This window comes from Streptomyces sp. NPDC034037, assembly GCF_055575715.1.
In genome coordinates this window covers 1,128,753-1,154,115 of the sequence record NZ_JBVISC010000002.1, presented here as the reverse complement: position 1 = coordinate 1,154,115, position 25,363 = coordinate 1,128,753, and the positions used below count along the sequence as shown (strand labels likewise).

The following is a 25,363-nucleotide window of genomic DNA, read 5'->3' as shown; positions in this document are numbered from 1 at the left end:
AATTCCGGAATGTTGACATCGCCCGGGCCGTGATCGAGTCTCGGAACGAATGTCACTTGTCCTGTTTCCTTCATCGTGCGGGGAGAAGGAGTTTTTCGTGCGCCCAGAAGAAGCACACGTCCATACGCCCCAGGGAAATGCGGAGCCCGCTCCGCCCTATTCCCTGGACGACGGAAAAGCGCTCCAGGACTGGTTCCGCGTCATGCGGGACGAGCGTCCCGTCCACCAGGACCCCGCGACGGGCGCCTGGATGGTCTTCCGGTACGCCGACGTCGCTGCCGCCAGCCTGGACCACGCCACCTTCTCCTCCGAACTGTGGCGGGCCTACCCCACCGAGTGGGGCAAGTCGGACGCCTGGGGCCAGGGCCGCCTCACCGAGATGGACCCGCCGAGGCACCGGCTGCTGCGCGCGCTGATCGGCAAGGCGTTCAACCAGCGGACCGTCGCCGGCCTCGCCCCGGAGATCGAGACCACCGTTGAACGCCTCCTGGACGCCGTGGACGACCGGTCGGAGATCGACGTGGCCCGCGACCTCGCCGACCCGCTGCCGGTCATGGTCATCGCCGAACTGATCGGACTCCCCTACGAGGACCGGGAGTTGCTGCGCGGCTGGGCCGACCGGCTGCTCTCCTTCGAGGCGGGCGACCTGGCGGGCGAGGACCTCGTCAAGGCGATCGACGCGGCGGGCGCCGAACTGCTCGCCTACCTGCGCGAGCACTACCGGCTGCGGTGCGCCGCCCCCAAGGACGACCTCTTCAGCAGGCTCGCCCAGGCCGAGGTGGACGGCGAACGGCTCACCGAGGAGGAGGTCGTCAACATCGGCAAACTGCTGCTCATCGGCGGCCACGTGACGACCGCCTGCTCACTGGCCAGCCTCGTCTTCGAACTGCTCCGCCACCCCGACACGCTGACCGCCGTACGCCGGGACGCGGGCCTGATACCCGCCGCCGTCGAGGAGTCGGTCCGCTACCGCCCCGCCGTGCCGAACAGCCTGCGCCTGACCACGAAGGACACCCGGCTCGGCGACGTCACCATCCCGGCGGGACAGTTCGTGTCGCTGTCCGCACTGTCCGCCAACCACGACGAGCGGCAGTTCGAGGACCCCGAGCGCTTCGACATCCACCGGCAGCACAACCAGCACGTCGGCTTCGGGCAAGGGGTCCACTACTGCCTGGGCGCGCCGCTGGCCCGGACCGAGCTGCGGATCGCCCTCACCTCGCTGCTGCGGCGGTTCCCCGTCCTCGAACGGACCGACGGCCCCCTCCAGTACTACCGGAACCCGAGCATCGCCGGCCTCAGGTCCTTCCCCGTCGCCGTCGCACGAGGCTGACGGCCGCCGCCGACGACACCCGCACCCCCGCCCGCCTCCCTCACCACGTCCACCACAACTCCGCCGCGCCGCGCACCACTCGGACCCCAGGGGCAGAAGACATCATCATGCGAAACGTTGACGAGCCGAACACGAGCGGTCGGTCCACGGACGGAAGCGGACCCCGGGGGGCGGCAGCCCACCCCACCACGCTGCCCGACATCTTCGAGAACCGGGCGGCGCTGACCCCCCGGGCCGTAGCCGTCAGCGCGGCCACCACCACCTGGACGTACGCCGAACTCGACGCGCGCGCCAACCGCATCGCCCGGTGGCTCATCGCCGAGGACCTGGGCCCCGACGACCGGATCGCCGTCGCCCTGCCGCGCGGCCCCGAACACATCGCCGCCCTCCTCGGCGTCATGAAGGCAGGCGCCGCCTACCTCCCGCTCGACCCCGGGCAGCCCACCGAACGACTCACCCACCTGCTGCGCGGCAGCACCCCCCGGGCGGTCCTTCTCCACGCCGAGCTCGCCCGCCGCCTCCCGTCCGGCGACGCCCGGCTGCTCCCGCTCGACGACCCCGCCACCGGCACGGCCATCGCCGCCTGCCCCGCCACGGCACCCCGCGACGGCGACCGCACCCGGCCGCTGTTCCCCCGCGACCTGGCCTACGTCATCCACACCTCGGGCTCCACCGGCACCCCGAAGCCCGTCGGCGTGCCGCACACGGGCTTCGCCGCCCTCGTCGCCACGGCGGCCGCGCACCAGAGCACCGACACCGGATCCCGCGTGCTCCAACTGGCGCCACCCACCTTCGACGTGGCCATCTGGGACCTGCTCACCACCTTCGCCGGCGGCGGCACCCTCGTCCTGCCCGCACAGCACCGCCTGCTCGGCGAGGAACTCGCCGCCGTCCTGGCCGACGAACGGATCACCCACGTCACCCTGCCGGTCCCGGTGCTCGCCACCCTCCCCGCCGGCACCGAGTCCACGCTGCCGCACCTGCGCCGCGTGCACATCGGCGGCGAGAGCTGCCCGCCCGACCTCGTGCGCCGGTGGTCCGCCGACCACGAACTGGTCAACGGCTACGGAACCACCGAATGCTCGGTCGCCACCACCCTGACCGAACCTCTCACGACCCCCGACCACGACGCCGCACGGCCCCCGATCGGAACACCGGTGGCCGAGGTCCGCGTGTTCGTCCTGGACGACGCCCTGGCCCCTGTCCCGGACGGCGCCGCGGGGGAGCTGTACGTGACCGGCCCCGGCCTGGCGCGCGGGTACGTGGCGCGGCCGGACCTGACGGCGGAGCGCTTCGTGGCCTGCCCGTTCGACGAGCCGGGCACCCGGATGTACCGCACCGGTGATGTCGTCCGCCGCATCAACGACGGCCAGTTGGAGTACTTGGGCCGGGCCGACGACCAGGTGAAGATCCGCGGGTTCCGGGTGGAGCCGGGCGAGGTGGAGGAGGCGCTGCGGCGCCATCCCGCCGTGGCCCAGGCCGTCGTACTGCCGTTCACCCACGCCACGGGCGACACGCGTCTCGTCGCGTACGCGGTCCCGGGCCCCGACGCCGAAGTGACCCCCGCGTCCCTGCGCGCCGACCTGCGGCACATCCTGCCCGACCACCTCGTGCCGTCCGCCGCCGTCCTGCTGGACGCGCTGCCGCTGACGCCGAACGGCAAGATCGACCGCGCCGCGCTCCCCGCCCCCGCGTACGAGGGCACCGGTCCGTCACGGGCCCCCCGCACGGAGACCGAAGCCGTGCTGTGCGGCCTGTTCGCGGACACCCTCGGAGTCCCCTCGGTCGGGGTGGACGACGACTTCTTCGACCTCGGCGGTCACTCGCTGCTGGCCACGCGCCTGGCGAGCCGCGTCCGCAAGGCGCTCGACGTGGAACTGCCGCTGCGGGTGCTGTTCGAGGCCCCGACCGTCGCGCGCCTCGTCGGCCGCCTGACGGAGGCAGGGGTGCGCCCGGAGCTGGAGGCACGGCCGCGCCCGGAGCTGCTGCCGCTGTCGTTCGCCCAGCAGCGGCTGTGGTTCCTGCACAAACTCGAAGGCCCCTCGGCGACCTACAACATGCCGCTCGCACTCCACCTCACCGGCGACGTCGACCGTGACACGCTGGAAGCCGCCGTCAACGACCTGGTCGCACGGCACGAGCCCCTGCGCACCGTCTTCTCCGAACATGCCGACCGCCCCTTCCAGCGCGTCCTGCCCGCGCACGAGGCCCACCTGACGCTGCACACCGCCACCGTCGATCCGGACCGCCTCGACGCGGAGATCCGCGCGGCGGCCCGGCACCCCTTCGACCTCGCGTCCGCCATCCCGGCCAAGGCATGGCTCTTCAGGACCGAGGGCGACCCCACCGCCGCCGTCCTGCTCCTCGTCCTGCACCACATCGCGGGGGACGGCTGGTCGGCGGGCCCGCTGGCCCGGGACCTGGTGGCGGCGTACGCGGCCCGCTCGGGCGGCGCGGCCCCGGCGTGGGCGCCGCTGCCGGTGCAGTACGCGGACTACACCGTGTGGCAGCATGAGGTGCTGGGGGACGTGGACGACCCCGACAGCGAAATGGCCCGGCAATTCGCCTACTGGAAGACCCAGTTGGCGGGCGTGCCGGACGAGGTGACGGTCCCGGGCGACCGGCCGCGCCCCGCTTCGGCCTCCTACGAGGGCGGCCTGCTGCCCCTGGAACTCGGCCCCGACCTGCACGCCGGACTGCGCGGCCTGGCCCGCTCGGCGGACGCGACACCGTTCATGGTGTTGCAGGCCGCGCTGGCGGCACTGCTCACACGGCTGGGCGCGGGCCAGGAAGCGGTGGTGGGCTCACCGGTCGCGGGACGGACGGACGAGGGCCTGGACGATCTGGTCGGCCTGTTCGTGAATACGTTGGTCCTGCGGACGGACGTATCCGGTGACCCCTCCTTCACGGAGCTGTTGGGCCGGGTGCGTGAGGGGTGTCTCGAGGCGTTCGCGCATCAGGATGTGCCGTTCGAGCTGGTGGTGGAGCGGCTGAACCCAGTGCGGTCGGGTGGCCGGCATCCGTTGTTCCAGGTGGCTTTGGTGCTACAGAACAACGAGGAGGGCAGGTTCGAGCTGCCCGGCCTCGGGGTGCGGACGGAATCGGTGGGGACGGGCACGGCGAAGTTCGACGTGACGGTCAGCCTGTCGGAGACCTTCGACGAGGAGGGCCGCCCGGCGGGCATGTCCGGGTTCATCGAGTACGCGACGGACCTGTACGACGCGGACACGGCCAGGGCGTTCGGTGCCCGACTGGAGCGGCTGCTGAGCGCGGCGGTGGCCAGGCCCGGCTCGCGGGTGGGCGAGCTCGACGTGCTGGGGGAGGGCGAGCGGGAGCGGTTGCTGGGGTGGTCGACGGCTGGCGCCGCGTCGGTGCCGGTGACGTTGCCGGGTCTCTTTGCCGGTCGGGTGCGGGAATGCCCGGGGGCCGTTGCCGTGGTCAGCGGTGAAGAGGCCCTGTCCTATGCGGAGTTGGCCGGTCGGGTGAACCGGCTGGGGCGGTGGCTGATCGGCCGGGGGGTGGGCCCCGGGGATGTGGTGGCGGTCGCGGTTCCGGCGGGTGTGGAGCAGCTGGTCTCGGTACTTGCCGTCGTCTCGGCGGGGGCTGCGTATGTGCCGGTGGATGTGGAGTATCCGGGGGCGCGGATCGGGTTCCTGCTGGAGGATGCGCGGCCGGGGTTGGTGCTGACGACGCGGGCGGCTGCGGGTGATCTGCCCGAGGGCGTGCCGGGTGTCGTGTTGATGGACGAAGTCGATACCGCAGCTCTGTCGGGTGCGGAGATCACTGATGCCGAGCGCAGGACGCCGTTGTTGCTTTCGCATCCCGCGTACGTCATCTACACGTCCGGTTCGACGGGCCGCCCAAAAGGCGTGGAGGTCACGCATGCCGGTATCGCGGGGTTCACGGCCGGTCTGGTGGAGCGTATCGGCATTGGTGCCGGCGGCCGTGTGTTGCGTACGGCGTCGTTGAGTTTCGACGCCTCCGTGTTGGAGCTGGTGCTGGCCTGGGGTTCCGGGGCCGCGCTGGTGGTACCGGAGGGTTCCGGTCTTGCGGGCGAGGAGCTGGAAGAAGCCCTCGTTCGAGGCGGGGTGACGCACGCATTCTTGCCGCCGTCGGTGGTGGCGACCCTGCCCGAAGGCGCCTGGGAACGCCTCCACGACCTGGTGAGCCTGGCCGTGGGCGCGGAAGCGTGCCCGCCCGAACTGCTGTCCCGGTGGGCCCCCGGTCGTAGGCTGGTCAATGCCTACGGGCCGACGGAGATCACGGTGGCGGCGGCGATCAGTGATCCGCTGACGGCGGGCGGGGGTGCGCCCATCGGGCGGCCGGTGCCGGGCGCGTCCCTGTTCGTACTGGACGAGCATCTCGGGTTCGCTCCGGCCGGCGTGCCGGGGGAGCTGTACGTCTCAGGGCCCGGACTGGCACGCGGATACGCGGGCCGCCCGGCACTGACCGCCGAACGCTTCGTGGCCAACCCCTTCGGCGCCCCCGGCGCGCGCATGTACCGCACGGGCGACCTCGTACGCTGGAACACCGCCGGTCAGCTCGAATACCTGGGCCGTGCCGACGACCAGGTGAAGATCCGTGGCTTCCGTATCGAACCCGGCGAGATCCAGGCCGCGTTGGAGGCCGAACCGGGCGTCGCCCAGGCTCTTGTCGTCGCCCGTCCCCACCACGATGACACCCGCCTCGTCGCCTATGTCGTGCCCTCATCGGCAGGCGCGGAAGGATCGACCGGCGAACAGGTCGAGGAGTGGCGGGAGATCTATGACTCGGTGTATGACGAGGCCGAGTCCGATGCGCTGGGGGAGGGCTTCGAGGGGTGGAACAGCTCCTACACGGGTGAGCCGATCCCGTTGGCAGAGATGCGGGAATGGCGCCGCGCCGTCGTGGAACGCATCCGTGGCCTCGCGCCTCGCCGGGTGTTGGAGATCGGTGTCGGTTCCGGGTTGTTGATGGGGCATGTGGCGCCGGGCGTGGAGTCGTACTGGGCGACGGACTTCTCGTCGTCGGTCGTGGAGCGGTTGCGCGGGCAGGTGGCGGGCCTCGGCTGGGATCATGTGACGGTGCGCTGTCAGGCGGCCGATGATGTGTCGGGGCTGCCCGTCGGTGGGTTCGACACGGTGGTCATCAACTCCGTGGTGCAGTACTTCCCGGGCTGGGAGTACTTGGAGCGGGTGCTGGACCAGGCGTTCGGGCTGCTGGCCGAAGGCGGCCGGCTGATCGTCGGCGATGTACGCCACCGGGGGCTGTTGCGGGCCTTGCAGACGGCCGTCCAGGCCAGGCAGCCCGGCATTGAGGACACCGATCGGCTGCGCGCGGCGGTGGAGCAGGCCGTCACCAAGGAAAAGGAACTGCTGCTCGACCCCGGCTTCTTCGCCGTCTGGGCGGCCGCACGCCCGGAAGCGGTGGGTGTCGACGTGCGGTGGAAGCGGGGCGCTGCCCACAACGAACTGACGCGGCACCGCTATGACGTAGTCCTGCACAAAGCCCCTGCTCAGTGTCTTTCGCTGGCCGGTGTGCGGACCCTCGCCTGGGGGCGGGACGTCGAGTCGCTGGACGCGCTGGGTGATGTGGCGCTGCCGGTACGCGTGTCCGGGGTGCCGAACGCTCGCCTGACCGGGGAGGTCGCCGCCGCCCGGGCGGCGGCCGAGGGGCAGTCCATCGAGCGCGTGCGGGAGTTGCTGGACGCGGAGAGCGGTCTTGACCCGGAGATGGTCTGCGCCTGGGCGGAGTCCCGGGGCTGGGACGCGGTGGTGAGCATTGGGTCCGGTGGCGCGGAGACCATGGACGTGGTCTTCGTTCCCGAGGGCACGGGCACGGGCACGGGCACAGGCACGGGTGCGGTGTCGGATACGTTCGTCCCGGTGGGGGCGCGTTCGCTCGCGGGTTTGGCGAGTGATCCGGTGTGTACGCGGGTGGCGGGTGAGCTGGTGTCCGGCCTGCGCCGCAGTCTGGGGGAGCGGCTGCCCTCGCATCTGGTGCCGGCGGCGTTCGTCGTGCTGGAGGCGCTGCCGCTGACGGTCAGCGGCAAGGTGGACCGCAAGGCCCTGCCTGCCCCGGAGTACACGTTCACGGCCTCGCGGGCCGCGCGGACCCCGCAGGAAGAGATCGTGTGCGGCCTGTTCGCCGAGGTACTGGGCCTGCCGGCGGTCGGTGTCGAGGACAGTTTCTTCGAGCTGGGTGGACACTCCCTCCTGGCGACCCGCCTGGTGAACCGGATCCGGGCCGTCCTCGGCGTCGACCTGGCCCTGCGTACGCTGTTCGACCAGCCCACGGTCGCCGGTGTCGTACGCCACCTGTCGGCGGCGGGATCCCGGCCGGCACTGAAGCGCCGGGAGCGCCCCGAGAGGCTGCCCCTGTCCTTCGCACAGCGCCGCATGTGGTTCCTGTACAAGTTCGAGGGCGCGTCGGCCACCTACAACATCCCGCTCGTCCTGCGACTCACCGGCCGAGTCGACGCAGCCGCTCTCGAAGCGGCCCTCAACGACGTGATCGCCCGGCACGAACCGCTGCGGACGGTCTTCCCCGATGTCGACGGGGAGCCCCACCAGCACATCCTCACCCTCGCCGAAACCCGCCTCACCCTCACCGTGGAGGACGCGCGGTCGCCGGAGCGGCGGGAGCGGCTGGTGCACGACCTGGCCCGGCACGGATTCGAGCTGGACCGCGACATGCCGTTGCGCGCGACGCTGCTGACCGCCGGTGACGACGAGTCGATGCTGATGCTGACCCTGCATCACATCGCGGCCGACGGCTGGTCGATGGCGCCGCTGGCCGAGGACCTGGTGACCGCCTACGCCGCCCGCCGCGAGGGCCGCCCGCCCCGGTGGACGGCGATACCGGTGCAGTACGCCGATTACAGCCTCTGGCAGCACGAGCTGCTCGGTGAGGACACCGACCCCGACAGCCTGCTGCGCCGCCAGGCCGCCTACTGGACCGAGCACCTGCGCGACCTGCCGGAGGTCGTGGCGCCGCCCACCGACCGGCCGCGGCCGACCGAGGCGTCCCACCGCAGCGACATGCTGCCGTTCGAGATCGACGCCTCGACCCACGCGGCCCTGCGGGAGCTGGCGCGGGCCCACGGGGCGACCCTGTTCATGGTGCTCCACGCGGGCCTCGCCGGGCTGCTTTCGCGGCTCGGCGCCGGGACCGACATCGCGGTGGGCTCACCCATCGCCGGACGCACCGACGAGGGACTGGACGACCTGGTCGGCTTCTTCGTCAACACCCTCGTCCTGCGCACCGACACCTCGGGACGCCCGACTTTCACCCGTCTCCTCGCCCAGGTCAGGGAGACCAGCCTGGCCGCCTACACCCACCAGGACATCCCCTTCGAATACCTGGTGGAGAAGCTCAACCCGCAGCGCTCCACCGCCCACCACCCCCTCGTCCAGGTCATGCTCACCCTCCAGAACACCGCCGAGGTCGACTTCGACCTGCCCGGACTCCAGGCACGGCTGGAGAACCCGGGGCAGGGCAGCTCGCAGTTCGACCTGCTGCTGAACATCGGCGAGACCTTCGACGAGAACGGCGACCCGGCGGGCGTCACCGGCTTCATCGAGTACGCCACCGACCTCTACGACCCGGCCACCGTCCAGGCGTTCGGGGCGCGGTACACCCGGCTCCTGGCCACCGCGGCGGACGCCGCGGACCTGCCCGTCGACAGCCTCGACCTGCTCGCCCCGCACGAGCGCCGGCAACTGCTCGACTGGTCCGGCGCGCGCGACACGGCGCGCCCCGAACCGCTCACCCTGACCGGCCTGTTCGCGGAGGCGGTGCGGCGCGCCCCACGCTCCCCCGCGCTCGCGCACGCCGGCGAGGAGCTGACGTACGCCGCGCTGGACGCCTGGTCGAACCGGATCGCACGGCGGCTCACCGGCCAGGGCCTCGGGCCGGGCCGGCGGGCGGCGCTGCTGATGCGGCGCGGCCCCGGCCTGCTCGCCACCCTGCTCGGCGTGCTGAAGACCGGCGCGGCCTATGTGCCCGTGGACCCGGACTACCCGGCCGAGCGCCGGGCGTACATGCTCGCCGACGCGGAGCCGTCGGTGGTGCTCGACGACGCGTGGGTACGGCAGGACTTCACGGACCACCCCGACACCGCTCCGGGCATCGCCGTCGACCCGGCGTACACCGCGTACGTGATCTACACGTCCGGTTCGACCGGCCGCCCCAAGGGCGTCGAGGTGACGCACGCCGGGATCGCCGGGCTCGCGGCGGCCAAGCGGGCCGCGTTCGCACTGCGCCCCGGCGACAGGGTGCTGCAGTTCTCGCCGTCCAGCTTCGACGCCATGGTCTCCGAGATGGTGACCACCTTCAGCGCCGCGGCCACCCTGGTGATCCCGGAGGAGACCGGCCTCGCCGGACAGGAACTCGCCGAGCTGCTCCACCGCGAGCGGATCAGCAACGCGACCCTCCCGCCGTCCGTCCTGGTCACCCTGGAGGACACCCATGGGCCGGACCGGCTCACCCACCTGACGACCCTGGCCGTCGCGGGCGAGGCGTGCCCGCCGGACGTGGCGGCGCGGTGGGCCCCCGGCCGCCGGATGATCAACGCGTACGGACCCACCGAGTCGACCGTGGGCGCCGCGATGAGCCCGCTGCCGGCCGGCGTGGACACCGGTGTCGTCCCGATCGGCCGCCCCCTGCCGGGACTGGCCGGACTGGTGCTGGACGAGCGCCTCGACCTCGCCCCGGCGGGCGTGTGGGGGGAGCTGTACATCGCCGGGGCGGGCCTGGCGCGCGGCTATGCCGGCCGGCCCGGCCTGACGGCCGAACGGTTCGTGGCCTGCCCCTTCGCAGGGCCCGGCGCGCGCATGTACCGCACGGGCGACCTCGCCCGCTGGAACACCGCCGGTCAGCTCGAATACCTGGGCCGTGCCGACGACCAGGTGAAGATCCGCGGCTTCCGCGTCGAACCCGGCGAGATCGAGGCCGTGCTGCGCGGCCGGCCCGACGTCGCCCAGGCGGTGGTGACCGCCCACGCCCAGCAGGACGGCGTGAACAGGCTCGTCGCCTATCTGGTGCCGGAGGAGCGGGGCGAGCTGTCGGTGGCCGCGGTACGGGACGCGGTGCGCGACCGGCTGCCCGACCACATGGTGCCCTCGGCCTTCGTCGTCCTCGACGACGTGCCGCGCATGCCGAGCGGCAAGGTCGACCGGGCCGCGCTGCCCGCCCCCGACTTCGCGGGCACCTCCGGGCGGGCGGCCCGCACACCGCAGGAACAGATCCTCGCCACCCTCTTCGCGGACGTCCTCGGCCTGCCGACGGTAGGCGTCGAGGACAACTTCTTCGATCTGGGGGGTCATTCGCTGCTGGCGACGCGGTTGGTGAGCCGGGTGCGTGCGGTGTTGGGGGTGGAGTTGCCGTTGCGGGCGTTGTTCGACGCGCCGACGGTGGCGGGTCTTGCGGGGAGGTTGTCGCAGGCGGGGTCGCGTCCGGTGCTGGCGCGGCGGGATCGGCCGCGGGTGTTGCCGTTGTCGTTCGCCCAGCGGCGGCTGTGGTTCCTGTACAAGTTCGAGGGCGCGTCGGCGACGTACAACATGCCGCTCGTCCTGAAGCTGACCGGGAAGCTGGACGTGGGCGCCCTGGAGTGCGCGCTCAATGATGTCGTCGCACGCCACGAACCCTTGCGCACCGTCTTCCCCGACACCGACGGACAGCCCCACCAGCGCGTCCTGGACGCCGCCGACGTACCTCTGGAGCTGACGCCCGAGCGACTCGCGGCCGATGAGCTGGACGCACGGGTGGCGGAGTGCGTCCGTCACCGCTTCGAACTCGACCGCGAGATCCCCGTCCGGCCGCGCCTGCTGAGCACCGGCCCCGACACCCACGTACTCGTGCTGACCATCCACCACATCGCCGGGGACGGCTGGTCGCTCGGCCCGCTCGCCGACGACCTCAAGAGCGCCTACACCGCCCGCCGCGCGGGCGAGCGGCCCCGGTGGTCCGCGCTGCCGGTGCAGTACGCCGACTACAGCCTCTGGCAGCACGACCTGCTCGGCGACGACACCGACCCCGACACCCTCTTCGCCCGCCAGGCCGCCTACTGGACCGACCACCTGGCCGGCCTGCCCGAGGTCGTGAGCCTGCCCACGGACCGGCCGCGGCCGCCCGTCGCCTCCAAGCGCGGCGCCCAGAGCGCCTTCACGCTCGACGCCCCGACGCACGCCGCCCTGCGGGAGCTGGCCCGCTCGGCGGACGCCACCTTGTTCATGGTCCTGCACACCGGCCTCGCCGCCCTGCTCTCCCGCCTCGGCGCGGGCACGGACATCGCGGTGGGCTCACCCATCGCCGGGCGCACCGACGAGAACTTGGACGACCTGGTCGGGTTCTTCGTCAACACCCTGATCCTGCGCACCGACACCTCCGGCGACCCCTCGTTCGCCGACCTCCTCGCCCAGGTCAGGGAGACCAGCCTGGCCGCCTACACCCACCAGGACATCCCCTTCGAATACCTGGTGGAGAAGCTCAACCCGCAGCGCTCCACCGCCCACCACCCCCTCATCCAGGTCATGCTGGCCCTGCAGAACAACACGGACCTGCGCTTCGACCTGCCGGGCCTGCACACCCAGCTCCTCGAACCGGCGGCCGGCGGCTCGCAGTTCGACCTCACCCTCAACCTGGTCGAGGACTTCGACGCGGACGGCGGGCCCGCCGGACTCACCGGCACGATCGAATACGCCACCGACCTCTACGATCCCGCCACCATGGACGCCTTCGCGGCCCGCTGGACCCGCCTGCTGAGCACCGCCGCGCACGATCCGCACCGCCGCCTTCGCGCACTGGACGTCCTCGACGCCGGCGAACGGCGCGCCCTCGCCACCTGGGGCACCTCGGCGCGCACCGAGCCGACGGCGACCCTGCCCGAGCTGTTCGACAGGCAGGTGCACGCCACCCCGCACGCACCCGCGCTCATCGACGCCGACGGCACCACCTCCTACGCCGAACTCGACGCGCACGCCAACCGGATCGCCCACTGGCTCATCGCGCGGGGCGCGGGCCCCGAGACACCGGTCGGCGTCGCCGTCGACCGCTCCCGCACCCAGATCGCCGTCATCCTCGGTGTCCTCAAGGCCGGAGCGGCCTACCTGCCGATCGACCCCGCGCACCCCGCCGAGCGGATCGCGTACCTCGTCTCCGACGCCCGGCCCGCACTGGTGCTGGCCACCCGGCCCCTGGACGTCCGGGCACCGCTCCACCTCACCGACGACCCCGCCACCCTCGCCGCATGGGGCCGGCAGCCGACGCGGGCACCCCGCGACACCGACCGCACGGCACCCCTGAGCCCGCACAACACCGCGTACGTCATCTACACCTCGGGTTCCACCGGCACCCCGAAGGGCGTGACCGTCACCCACGCCGGCCTGGCGGGGCTGACCGCCACCGCCGAGCGCTTCGGCCTCACCGAGGGCAGCCGCACCCTCCAGTTCACCTCGTCCAACTTCGACGTGTCCGTCATGGAACTCCTGACCGGCTTCACCGTCGGCGCCGCCCTCGTGCAGACCGGCACCGAGCACCTGGTCGGCGAGCAGCTCGCCGCCGCGCTCGCCGCGCACCGGGCCACCCACCTCTTCATCCCGCCGTCCGTCCTGGCCACCCTCCCGGCCGGCGCCGAGTCCGCCCTGCCCGACCTCGGCTCCCTCGTCGTCGCGGGCGAGGCGTGCCCGCCCGCCCTGGCCGCACGCTGGTCCGCCGGACGCCTGATGATCAACGCCTACGGCCCGACCGAGGCCACGGTCTACGCCACCACCAGCCGGCCCCTCACCGGGGCGCACGCCCCCATCGGCACACCGGTCGTCGGCGCCCGCGTGTACGTCCTGGACGGCGGCCTGACCCCGGTGCCACCGGGCGTACCCGGCGAGCTGTATGTGGCGGGCCCCTCACTCGCCCGCGGCTACGTCGGCCGGCCGGGACCGACCGCCGAGCGGTTCGTGGCCTGCCCGTTCCAGGAACCGGGCGCCCGGATGTACCGCACCGGGGACGTCGTCCGCTGGAACGCCGACGGCCAGCTGGAGTACCTGGGCCGGGCCGACGACCAGGTGAAGATCCGCGGGTTCCGGGTGGAGCCGGGCGAGGTGGAGGAGGCGCTGCGGCGGCTGCCCGCCGTCGCCCAGGCGGTCGTCACGCCGTTCGTCCACGCGGGAGAGACACGGCTCGCCGCGTACGCCGTCCCCGCCCCCGGCGCCGAGGCGACGCCCGAGTCGCTGCGCTCCGCCCTCCAGGACGTCCTGCCGGGCTACCTCGTGCCGTCCACGGTCATCCTGCTGGACGCGCTCCCGCTGACCCCCAACGGCAAGCTCGACCGCGCCGCGCTGCCCACGCCGCGGTACGCCGGACACACCGCCACGGCACCCCGCACCCCACAGGAGGAAATCCTCTGCGCCCTGTTCGCGGACATCCTCGGGGTGCCCTCGGTCGGGGTGGACGACAGCTTCTTCGACCTCGGCGGCCACTCGCTGCTCGCGACCCGCCTGGTGAGCAGGGTCCGCCGCGTCATGGGCGTGGAACTGCCGCTGCGGGTGCTGTTCGAGGCTCCGACCGTCGCGCGCCTCGTCGCCCACCTCACCGAGGGAGGGGTGCGCCCGCCACTGGAGGCACGGCCGCGCCCGGAGCTGCTGCCGCTGTCGTTCGCCCAGCAGCGGCTGTGGTTCCTGCACCAACTCGAAGGCCCCTCGGCGACCTACAACATGCCCTTCACCCTCCGTCTCACCGGCGACGTGGACCGCGAGGCGCTGGAGACCGCCGTCAACGACGTCGTGGCCCGCCACGAATCGCTGCGCACGGTCTTCCCCGAGAGCAACGGCCGGCCGTACCAGCGCGTGCTGCCGGTCGGCGAGGCCCGGGTGCCGTTGACCGTCGAACCGGTCGCGGAGGCCGCGGTCACCGACCGCGTCGCCGAGACCATCCGGCACGGCTTCCGCCTCGACCGGGACGTGCCCCTCCGCGCCCACCTGCTCGACGTCACCGGCGGCGCTGATGCGATCCTGGTGCTGGTCCTGCACCACATCGCGGGGGACGGCTGGTCGGCGGGCCCGCTGGCCCGGGACCTGGTGGCGGCGTACGCGGCCCGCTCGGGCGGCGCGGCCCCGGCGTGGGCGCCGCTGCCGGTGCAGTACGCGGACTACACCGTGTGGCAGCACGAGGTGCTGGGGGACGTGGACGACCCGACGAGTGTGGTGGGGTCTCAATTCGCCTATTGGCAGCACCTTTTGGCGGACGCGCCGGACGAGGTGACGGTCCCGGGCGACCGGCCGCGTCCCGCTTCGGCCTCGTACGAGGGTGAGGTGCTCGGCTTCGAGATCGGCGCCGGCCTGCATGCCGGACTGCGCGACCTCGCGCGGTCGGCGGACGTCACCCTGTTCATGGTGCTGCACGCCGGCCTCGCGAGCCTCCTGTCACGGCTGGGCGCCGGAACGGACATCGTCGTCGGCTCACCGGTCGCGGGACGCATGGACGAGGGCCTGGACGACCTGGTCGGCTTCTTCGTGAATACGTTGGTGCTGCGGACGGACGTGTCGGGCGACCCGTCGTTCTCGGAGCTGTTGGGTCGGGTGCGTGAGGGGTGTCTGGAGGCGTTCGCGCATCAGGATGTGCCGTTCGAGCTGGTGGTGGAGCGGCTGAACCCGGTGCGGTCGGGTGGCCGGCATCCGTTGTTCCAGGTGGCGTTGGTGCTCCAGAACAACGAGGAGGGCAGGTTCGAGCTGCCCGGCCTCGGGGTGCGGACGGAATCGGTGGGGACGGGCACGGCGAAGTTCGACGTGACGGTCAGCCTGTCGGAGACCTTCGACGAGGAGGGCCGCCCGGCGGGCATGTCCGGGTTCATCGAGTACGCGACGGACCTGTACGACGCGGGCACGGTGGAGACGTTCGGGGCCCGGCTGGAGCGGTTGCTCAGCGAGGCACTGACCGGCCCGGAGACCCGGGTGGGCGAACTCGATGTGCTGGGGGAGGGTGAGCGGGAGCGGTTGCTCGGGTGGTCGGCGGCCGGCGAAGTGTCCGTTCCGGTGACGTTGCCGGAGTTCTTTGCCGCCCGGGTGCGGGAGTGCCCGGGGGCGGTGGCTGTCATTCGGGGCGAGGAGGCTTTCTCGTACGGCGAGTTGGCCGGTCGGGTGAACCGGCTGGGGCGGTGGCTGATCGGCCGGGGGATGGGTCCCGGGGATGTGGTGGCGGTCGCGGTTCCGGCGGGTGTGGAGCAGCTGGTCTCGGTACTTGCCGTCGTCTCGGCGGGGGCTGCGTATGTGCCGGTGGATGTGGAGTACCCGGGGGCGCGGATCGGGTTCCTGTTGGAGGATGCGCGGCCGGGGTTGGTGCTGACGACGCGGGCGGCTGCGGGTGATCTGCCCGAGGGCGTGCCGGGTGTCGTGTTGATGGACGAAGTCGATACCGCAGCTCTGTCGGGTGCGGAGATCACTGATGCCGAGCGTAGGACGCCGTTGTTGCTCTCACACCCCGCGTACGTCATCTACACGTCCGGTTCGACGGGCCGTCCGAAGGGCGTGGAGGTCACGCACGCCGGTGTCGCGGGGTTCGCGGCCGGTCTGGTGGAGCGGATGGGTATCGGTGCCGGCGGCCGTGTGCTGCGTACGGCGTCGCTGAGTTTCGACGCGTCGGTGTTGGAGCTGGTGCTGGCGTGGGGTTCCGGTTCGGTGCTGGTCATTCCGGAGGGTTCAGGTCTTGCGGGCGAGGAGCTGGAAGAAGCCCTCGCTGGGGGTGGGGTGACGCATGCGTTCCTGCCGCCGTCGGTGGTGGCGACACTGCCCGAGGGCGCGTGGGAACGCCTTGATGGCCTCGTCGCTCTCGGGGTGGGCGCGGAGGCCTGTCCGCCCGAGCTGGTGTCCCGGTGGACGGGTGGCGGGCGGCGCGTGGTCAACGCGTACGGGCCTACGGAGATCACGGTGGCTGCGGCGATCAGTGATCCGCTGACGGCGGGCGAGGGTGTGCCCATCGGGCGGCCGGTGCCGGGTGCGGCCCTGTTTGTGCTGGACGAGCGCTTGGCGCTTGCTCCGGCCGGTGTGCCGGGGGAGTTGTATGTCTCTGGGCCCGGACTGGCACGCGGATACGCGGGCCGCCCGGCGTTGACCGCCGAGCGTTTCGTGGCCAGCCCCTTCGGCGCCCCCGGCGCGCGCATGTACCGCACAGGTGACCTCGTACGGTGGAACGCCGACGGCCAGCTCCAGTACTTGGGCCGTGCCGACGACCAGGTGAAGATCCGTGGCTTCCGTATCGAACCCGGGGAGGTCCAGGCGGCGTTGGAGGCCGAGCCGGGCGTCGCGCAGGCACTGGTGGTCGCCCGCGCGCACCAGGACGACAAGCGTCTCGTCGCCTACATCGTCCCTTCGGCAGCAGGGGAGGACAGCACGACCGGTGAGCAGGTCGAGGAGTGGCGAGAGATCTACGACTCGGTGTACGGCGAGGCCGGGTCGGACGCGCTGGGGGAGGGGTTCGAGGGGTGGAACAGCTCGTACTCGGGTGAGCCGATCCCGCTGGACGACATGCGGGAGTGGCGCGATCAAGTGCTGGCCCGTATCCGGGGGTTCGCGCCTCGCCGGGTGTTGGAGATCGGTGTCGGTTCCGGGTTGTTGATGGGGCATGTGGCGCCGGGCGTGGAGTCGTACTGGGCGACGGACTTCTCGTCGTCGGTCGTGGAGCGGTTGCGCGGGCAGGTGGCGGGCCTCGGCTGGGATCATGTGACGGTGCGCTGTCAGGCGGCCGATGATGTGTCGGGTCTGCCCGTCGGTGGGTTCGACACGGTGGTCATCAACTCCGTGGTGCAGTACTTCCCGGGCTGGGAGTACTTGGAGCGGGTGCTGGACCAGGCGTTCGGGCTGCTGGCCGAAGGCGGGCGGCTGATCGTCGGTGACGTTCGCCACCGGGGGCTGCTGCGGGCCTTGCAGACGGCCGTGCAGGCCCGGCAGCCCGGTATCGAGGACACCGACCGACTGCGCGCGGCGGTGGAGCAGGCCGTGGTGACGGAGAAGGAACTGCTGCTCGATCCCGACTTCTTCGCCGTCTGGGCGGCTACCAGGCCGGAAGCGGTGGGCGTGGACGTGCGGTGGAAGCGGGGCGCTGCCCACAACGAGCTGACCCGGCACCGGTACGACGTGGTCCTGCACAAGGCACCCGCGCGGCCCCTTTCGCTGGCCGGGGTGCCGGTCCTCGCCTGGGACCGGGACGTTCAGTCACTGGACGCCCTGGCGGACGTAAACCTGCCGGTACGCGTGTCCGGGGTGCCGAACGCTCGCCTGACCGGGGAAGTCGCGGCCGCCCGGGCGGTGGCGGACGGAGAGCCCATCGAGCGGGTCCGCGAACTGCTGGACGCGGAGAGCGGGATCGACCCGGAAGCGGTGTGCGCCTGGGCGGAGTCCCGAGGTGGGGGCGCCGTGGTGACCATGGGGCAAGGGCGGTCCGACACCTTCGACGTGGTCCTGCTGCCCCCGGACACGGGTGCGGTGTCGGATACGTTCGTCCCGGTGGGGACGCGTTCGCTCGCGGGATTGGCGAGTGATCCGGTGCGTACGCGGGTGGCGGGTGAGCTGGTGTCCGGCCTGCGCCGCAGTCTGGGGGAGCGGCTGCCCTCGCATCTGGTGCCGGCGGCGTTCGTCGTGCTGGAGGCGCTGCCGCTGACGGTCAGCGGCAAGGTGGACCGCAAGGCCCTGCCTGCCCCGGAGTACGCGTTCACGGCCTCGCGGGCCGCGCGGACCCCGCAGGAAGAGATCGTGTGCGGCCTGTTCGCCGAGGTACTGGGTCTGCCGGCGGTCGGTGTCGAGGACAGTTTCTTTGAACTGGGCGGACACTCCCTCCTGGCGACCCGCCTGGTGAACCGGATCCGGGCCGTCCTCGGCGTCGACCTGGCCCTGCGCGCGCTGTTCGACCAGCCCACGGTCGCCGGTGTCGTACGCCACCTGTCGGCGGCGGGATCCCGGCCGGCACTGGAGCGCCGCGAACGCCCCGAAAGGCTGCCGCTGTCCTTCGCGCAACGCCGACTGTGGTTCCTGTACAAGTTGGAAGGCGCGTCGGCCACGTACAACATCCCGCTCGTCCTGCGACTCGAAGGAGAGCTGGACGTGCCCGCGCTTGAGGCGGCGCTGAACGATGTGATCGCCCGGCACGAGCCGCTGCGGACGGTCTTCCCCGATGTCGACGGGGAGCCCCACCAGCACATCCTCACCCCTGCCGAGACCCACCTCGCTCTCGCCGTCGAACCGGTGACAGAAGGCGCGGTGGCTTCCCGAGTGGCGGCCTGCGTCCGGCACAGGTTCGAACTGGACGGGGAAATCCCGCTGTTCGCACGCCTGCTGGCCACCGGGCCCAGGGAAGCCGTCCTGGTGCTCGTCATGCACCACATAGCCGCCGACGGCTGGTCGATGACGCCCCTCGCTGCCGATCTCGCCTCCGCGTACGCGGCCCGGCGCGGCGGCGCGGAACCGGAGTGGAGCGTGCTCCCGGTGCAGTACGCCGATTACAGCCTCTGGCAGCACGACCTGCTCGGCGAGGACACCGACCCCGACAGCCTGCTGCGCCGCCAGGCCGACTACTGGACCGAGCACCTGCGCGACCTGCCGGACATCGTGTCCCTGCCCACGGACCGGCCGCGCACCGCTACCCCCTCCTACCGCAGCGACACCGTGAGTTTCACGCTCGACGCCTCGACGCATGCGGCGCTGCGGGAGCTCGCCCGCTCGGCGGACGCGACGCTGTTCATGGTCCTGCACGCGGGCCTCGCGGCGCTGCTCTCACGTCTGGGCGCGGGGCGGGACATCGCGGTGGGCTCACCCATCGCCGGACGCACCGACGAGGGGCTGGACGACCTGGTCGGCTTCTTCGTCAACACCCTGGTCATACGTGCCGACTTGGCGGCGGACCCGACGTTCGGCGAACTGCTGAACCAGATCCGCGAGACGAGCCTCGCCGCATACGGCCATCAGGACATCCCCTTCGAATACCTGGTGGAGCGGCTCAACCCGCAGCGCTCGCCCGGCCACCACCCGCTCGCCCAGGTCATGCTGGCGCTGCAGAACAGCACCGACCTCGCCTTCGAACTCCCGGGCCTGCGAGCCCGGTTCGAGGACCCCGGCGTCTCCGGCTCGCAGTTCGACCTCACCGTCAACCTGGGAGAGACGTTCGACCAGGATGGCAACCCCGCCGGCATGTCCGGGCTGATCGAGTACGCGACGGACCTGTACGACGCGGGCACGGTGGAGGCGTTCGGGGCCCGGCTGGTGCGGGTGCTGAGCGGAGCGGTCGCCGTACCCGGCACGCGGGTGGGCGAGCTTGATGTGCTGGGTGGGGATGAGCGGGAGCGGTTGCTGGGGTGGTCGGCGCCTGGTGCCGCGTCGGTGCCGGTGACGTTGCCGGATCTCTTTGCCGGTCGGGCGCGGGAATGTCCGGGGGCCGTTGCTGTGATATGCGGCGAAGGGGCGGTCTCGTACGGCGAGTTGGCCGGACGAGCGAACCGGCTGGGGCGGTGGCTGATCGCCCGGGGGATCGGGCCTGGGAATGTGGTGGCCGTAGCGGTACCGGCGGGTGTGGAGCAGCTGGTCTCGGTACTTGCCGTCGTCTCGGCGGGGGCTGCGTATGTGCCGGTGGATGTGGAGTATCCGGGGGCGCGGATCGGGTTCCTGTTGGAGGATGCGCGGCCGGGGTTGGTGCTGACGACGCGGGCGGCTGCGGACAGCTTGCCGGACGGTGTGCCGGGTGTCGTACTGCTGGATGAAGTCGACACCGCAGCTCTGTCGGGTGCGGAGATCACCGACGCCGAGCGCAGGACGCCGTTGCTGCTCTCACACCCCGCGTACGTCATCTACACCTCGGGTTCGACCGGTCGCCCGAAGGGCGTGGAGGTCACCCATGCCGGTGTCGCGGGCTTCGCGGCCGGTCTGGTGGAGCGGATGGGCATCGGTGCCGGCGGCCGCGTGCTGCGTACGGCGTCGTTGAGTTTCGACGCCTCCGTGTTGGAGCTGGTGCTGGCGTGGGGTTCCGGTTCGGCGCTGGTCATCCCGGAGGGTTCTGGTCTGGCGGGCGAAGAGCTGGAAGAAGCCCTCGCCGGGGGCCGGGTGACACACGCGTTCTTGCCGCCGTCGGTGGTCGCGACACTGCCCGAGGGTGCGTGGGAACGCCTTGACGGCCTCATCGCCCTGGGAGTGGGTGCGGAGGCCTGCCCGCCCGAGCTGGTGGCCCGCTGGGCCCCCGGTCGTAGGCTGGTCAACGCGTACGGGCCCACGGAGATCACCGTAGCGGCAGCGATCAGTGATCCGCTGACGGCGGGTGAGGGTGCGCCCATTGGGCGGCCGGTGCCGGGCGCGTCCCTGTTCGTACTGGACGAGCATCTCGGGTTCGCTCCGGCCGGTGTGCCGGGGGAGCTGTACGTCTCGGGGCCCGGACTGGCGCGTGGATACGCGGGCCGCCCGGCACTGACCGCCGAACGCTTCGTGGCCAACCCCTTCGGCGCCCCCGGCGCGCGCATGTACCGCACGGGCGACCTCGTACGCTGGAACACCGCCGGTCAGCTCGAATACCTGGGTCGTGCCGACGATCAGGTGAAGATCCGTGGCTTCCGTATCGAACCCGGCGAGATCCAGGCCGCGTTGGAGGCCGAACCGGGCGTCGCCCAGGCACTGGTGGTCGCCCGCGCGCACCAGGACGACACCCGCCTCATCGCCTACATCGTCCCCGAGGACCGGCTCGGCCGCTCCCTCGGCGCTCTGCGCGAGTCGCTGAGTCGGCGTCTGCCCCGGTACATGGTGCCGTCGGCCATCGTCGCGCTGGACGAGTTCCCGCTGACCGTGAGCGGGAAGATCGACCGAAGCGCCCTGCCCGCACCGGAGTACGGCGGGACGGGGACGTCCCGGGCGCCGCGCACCCAGACCGAAGAGGTGCTGTGCGAACTGTTCGCCGGCGTCCTCGGCGTACCGACGGTGGGCGTGGACGACGACTTCTTCGATCTGGGGGGTCATTCGCTGCTGGCGACGCGGTTGGTGAGCCGGGTGCGTGCGGTGTTGGGGGTGGAGTTGCCGTTGCGGGCGTTGTTCGACGCGCCGACGGTGGCGGGTCTTGCGGGGAGGTTGTCGCAGGCGGGGTCGCGTCCGGTGCTGGCGCGGCGGGAGCGGCCGCGGGTGTTGCCGTTGTCGTTCGCCCAGCGGCGGCTGTGGTTCCTGTACAAGTTCGAGGGCGCGTCGGCGACGTACAACATGCCGCTCGTCCTGAAGCTGACCGGGAAGCTGGACGTCGGCGCCCTGGAGTGCGCGCTCAACGACGTGGTCGCACGCCACGAACCCCTGCGCACCGTCTTCCCCGACACCGACGGACAGCCCCACCAGGCGGTGCTCGGGCCGGAGCGGGCGCGGATCGACGTCGAGGTGGCGGAGATCGGCGAGGAGCAGGTGCCCGAGCGGGTGGCCCGGATCGTGCGGCACGGGTTCGAACTCGACCGCGAGATCCCCGTCCGCGCCGGGCTGCTGGTCACCGGGCCCGACACGTCCGTACTGGTCGTGGTCATCCACCACGTCGCCGCCGACGGCTGGTCGATGGGGCCGCTGACGCGCGACCTGGTCGCCGCCTACACCGCCCGCCGGGACGGCGCACGACCCGAGTGGAGCCCGCTGCCCCTCCAGTACGCGGACTTCACCCTCTGGCAGCACGACCTGCTCGGCGACGACTCCGACCCGGACAGCCTCTTCGCACGCCAGGCCGCCTACTGGGCGCGCCAGTTGGCCGGGCTGCCGGAGCAGGCCACGCTGCCGCCCGACCGGCCGCGCCCCGCGCTCCCCTCCTACCGCGGCGACGTCACACCCTTCCGCATCGGCGCCGGGACCCACGCCGGGCTGCGCGCACTGGCCCGCTCCGCGGACTCGACGCTGTTCATGGTCCTCCAGGCGGGCCTCGCCGCACTCCTGTCGCGGCTCGGCGCCGGGGACGACATCCCCGTCGGCTCGCCCATCGCCGGCCGCGGCGACGAGAACCTGGACGATCTGGTCGGGTTCTTCGTCAGCACGCTGGTGCTGCGCACGGACACCTCCGGGGACCCGACCTTCACCGAGCTGCTGGCCCGGGTGCGCGAGACCTGCCTGGCCGCGTACACCCACCAGGACCTGCCGTTCGAGTACCTGGTGGAGAAGGTCAACCCGCAGCGCTCCACCGCCCACCACCCGCTGTTCCAAGTCGTGCTCGTCCTCCAGAACGACGACGGCGCGCGCTTCGACCTGCCCGGTCTGACGGTGGGCGCCGAGAAGGCGGGCGCGGGCTCGGCCAAGTTCGACGTCTTCGTCAGCGTCACCGAGACCTTCGACGAGGCGGGCGAGCCGGCCGGCCTCACCGGCCTGGTGGAATACGCCACCGACCTGTACGACGCGGCGACCATCGACGCGTTCACCGCCCGCTGGACGCGGCTGCTCGACTCGGCGATCGACGACCCCCGGCTGCCGGTCAGGTCGCTGGAGATCCTCGCACCGCACGAGCGCGGGACGCTGCTCGAATGGTCCGGGGCCGACCCCGCCGACCTGCCCCCGGTGACCCTGCCGGACCTCTTCCGGGCGGCGGCCGGACGGGCACCCGACGCCGTGGCGACCATCTCCGGCCGGGGCGAAGCGTCGTACCGCGAAATGTCGTACGCCGAACTGGACCGCCGCTCGAACCGCGTCGCCCACCACCTGCTGGGCCTCGGGGTCGGCCCCGGACAGCGGGTGGCGCTGCGGATGCGGCGCGGCCCGGAGCTGGTCACCACCATTCTCGGTGTGGTCAAGACCGGCGCCGCGTACGTCCCCGTCGACCCGGACTACCCGGCCGAGCGGATCGCGTACATGCTCGCCGACGCGGACCCCGCCGTCGTCCTCGACGACGACTGGACGGCCCGCGTCGACCAGGAGGCGCTGCCCGACACCGATCCGGGCGTGCCGGTCCACCCCGCGCACACCGCGTACGTCATCTACACCTCCGGGTCCACCGGCCGGCCCAAGGGCGTCGAGGTCACCCACGCCGGGTTCGCCAACCTGGCGCGGGCCCAACTGGACGCGTTCGCGCTCACACCGGACAGCCGGGTGCTCCAGTTCGCCTCGCCGAGTTTCGACGTGTCGGTGTGGGAGCTGGTGATGGCCTTCGCCTCGGGCGCGGCCCTCGTCGCGGCCTCCGCCGACGCGCTGGCCGGCGACGCCCTAGGGGAGACGCTCGCCGGGCGGCGGGTGACCCATGTGACGCTGCCCCCCTCGGTGCTCGCGACCCTCGACGCGCGGGGACCCGGCGTACCCTTCCCCGACCTGGCGGTTCTCCTGGTGGCGGGCGAGGCGTGCTCGCCCGACCTGACGGAACGCTGGGCCCCCGGCCGCCGCATGATCAACGCGTACGGGCCCACCGAGTCCACCGTCGGCGCGGCCATGAGCGCGCCGCTGACCGGCCGCGAGAGCGGCGTCGTCCCCATGGGGCGGCCCCTGTTCGGCCTGTCCGGCTACGTCCTGGACGCCGGTCTGCACCCCGTGCCGCAGGGCGTCGTCGGTGAGCTGTACGTGGCCGGCGCGGGCCTGGCCCGCGGCTACCTGGGCCGGCCCGGGCTCACCGCCGAACGGTTCGTGGCGAACCCGCTGGGCGGCCCGGGGGAGCGGATGTACCGCACCGGTGACGTCGTGCGGTGGAACGCCGACGGGCAACTGGAGTACCTGGGCCGTGCCGACGACCAGGTGAAGATCCGCGGTTTCCGCGTCGAACCCGGCGAGATCCAGGCCGAGTTGCTGCGGCTGCCCGGCCTCGTCCAGGCCTTCGTGGCCGTCCACCGGCACGGCGGCACGGATCCGCGTCTCGTGGCGTACGTGGTGCCGGAGGACCCCGACGGCTTCTCCGCGGCCGCCGTGCGCGAGGCACTGCGCGACCGGCTCCCCGGCTACATGGTCCCCTCGGCGGTGACGGCCCTGCCCGAACTGCCGCTCAGCCCCAACGGCAAGGTCGACCGCAAGGCGCTGCCCGCCCCCGACTACGGCGGCCGGGCCGGGCGCCCGCCGCGCACACCACGCGAAGAGGTGCTGTGCACCCTCTACGCCGAAGTGCTCGGCCTGCCCGGCGTGAGCGTCGACGACGGCTTCTTCGACCTCGGCGGCCACTCGCTGCTGGCGACCGGCCTCATCAGCCGGATCCAGGCCGTCCTCGGCGTCGAACTGCCGCTGCGCGCCCTCTTCGAGGCGCCGACCGTCGCCGAACTCGCCCGGCGCCTCGACGAGGGTTCCGGCGAGGGAGGCGCCGGGTCGTCCTCCGCCTTCGAGGTTCTCCTGCCCCTGCGCACCAAGGGCCGTCAGGCCCCGCTGTTCTGCCTGCACTCGGGCGGCGGAATGTGCTGGAACTACGCCGGCCTGCTGCCGCACATCGACGCCGACATCCCCCTCTACGGCCTCCAGGCCCGCGGTCTGTCCGACCCCGGGAACCTGCCGGAGTCCGTGGAGGAGGTGGCCGACGACTGCGTGGAGGCGATGATCCGGGTCCAGCCCGAGGGGCCCTACCGGCTGATGGGGCACTCCTTCGGCGGCATCGTCGTCCACGCGGTCGCCGCCCGGCTCGCCGAGCGGGGGCAACGGGTCGAGCTGATGGTCTGCCTCGACGCGAAACCCGCCGCGCGGGAGGACATCCCCGAGCACGCGCACGAGGAGTACTACCGGGGCATCCTCGAACTGCTGGGGGTGAGCACCGTCGAAGTCCCCACGCAGGGGATGACGTTCGAGGAGTTCGCGGCGGTGGCCCGCACGACGAACACCGTGCTGGGCAGCATCGAGGAGAGCGAGTTCCTCACCATCATGCGGGTAATGGAGAACAACATCGACATCACCGGACGCTACCGGCACCAGCGGGTCGAGACGGAGATGATGCTGTTCGCCGCCACCCAGGAGACGGAGAGCGTGCTGGAACCGCACGTCTGGCACGAGTACGTCGACGGACCGGTGGACTACCGGCGGATGGACTGCTCCCACGCCGGCATGCTCAAACCCGAGACCCTTCACCTCATCGGCGGGATCATCCAGGACCGTCTGCGCGGCGGCAGGGACGGTTCCTAGGCGAGGACGG

Annotated in this window: 2 protein-coding genes; both read left to right on the top strand. The window is 72.2% G+C overall.

The window, feature by feature from the left end; genetic code table 11:
- The first annotated feature begins 97 nt into the window (after positions 1 to 97).
- On the top strand, positions 98 to 1,330 hold the full coding sequence (locus ACZ516_RS10560) for a cytochrome P450 (RefSeq protein ID WP_469009590.1): 1,233 nt from the start codon (positions 98 to 100) through the stop codon (positions 1,328 to 1,330).
- A gap of 107 nt (positions 1,331 to 1,437) precedes the next feature.
- Entirely contained in the window at positions 1,438 to 25,353 is a 23,916-nt protein-coding gene (locus ACZ516_RS10555) for a non-ribosomal peptide synthase/polyketide synthase (protein WP_469009588.1), read from the top strand.
- Positions 25,354 to 25,363 lie beyond the last annotated feature (10 nt).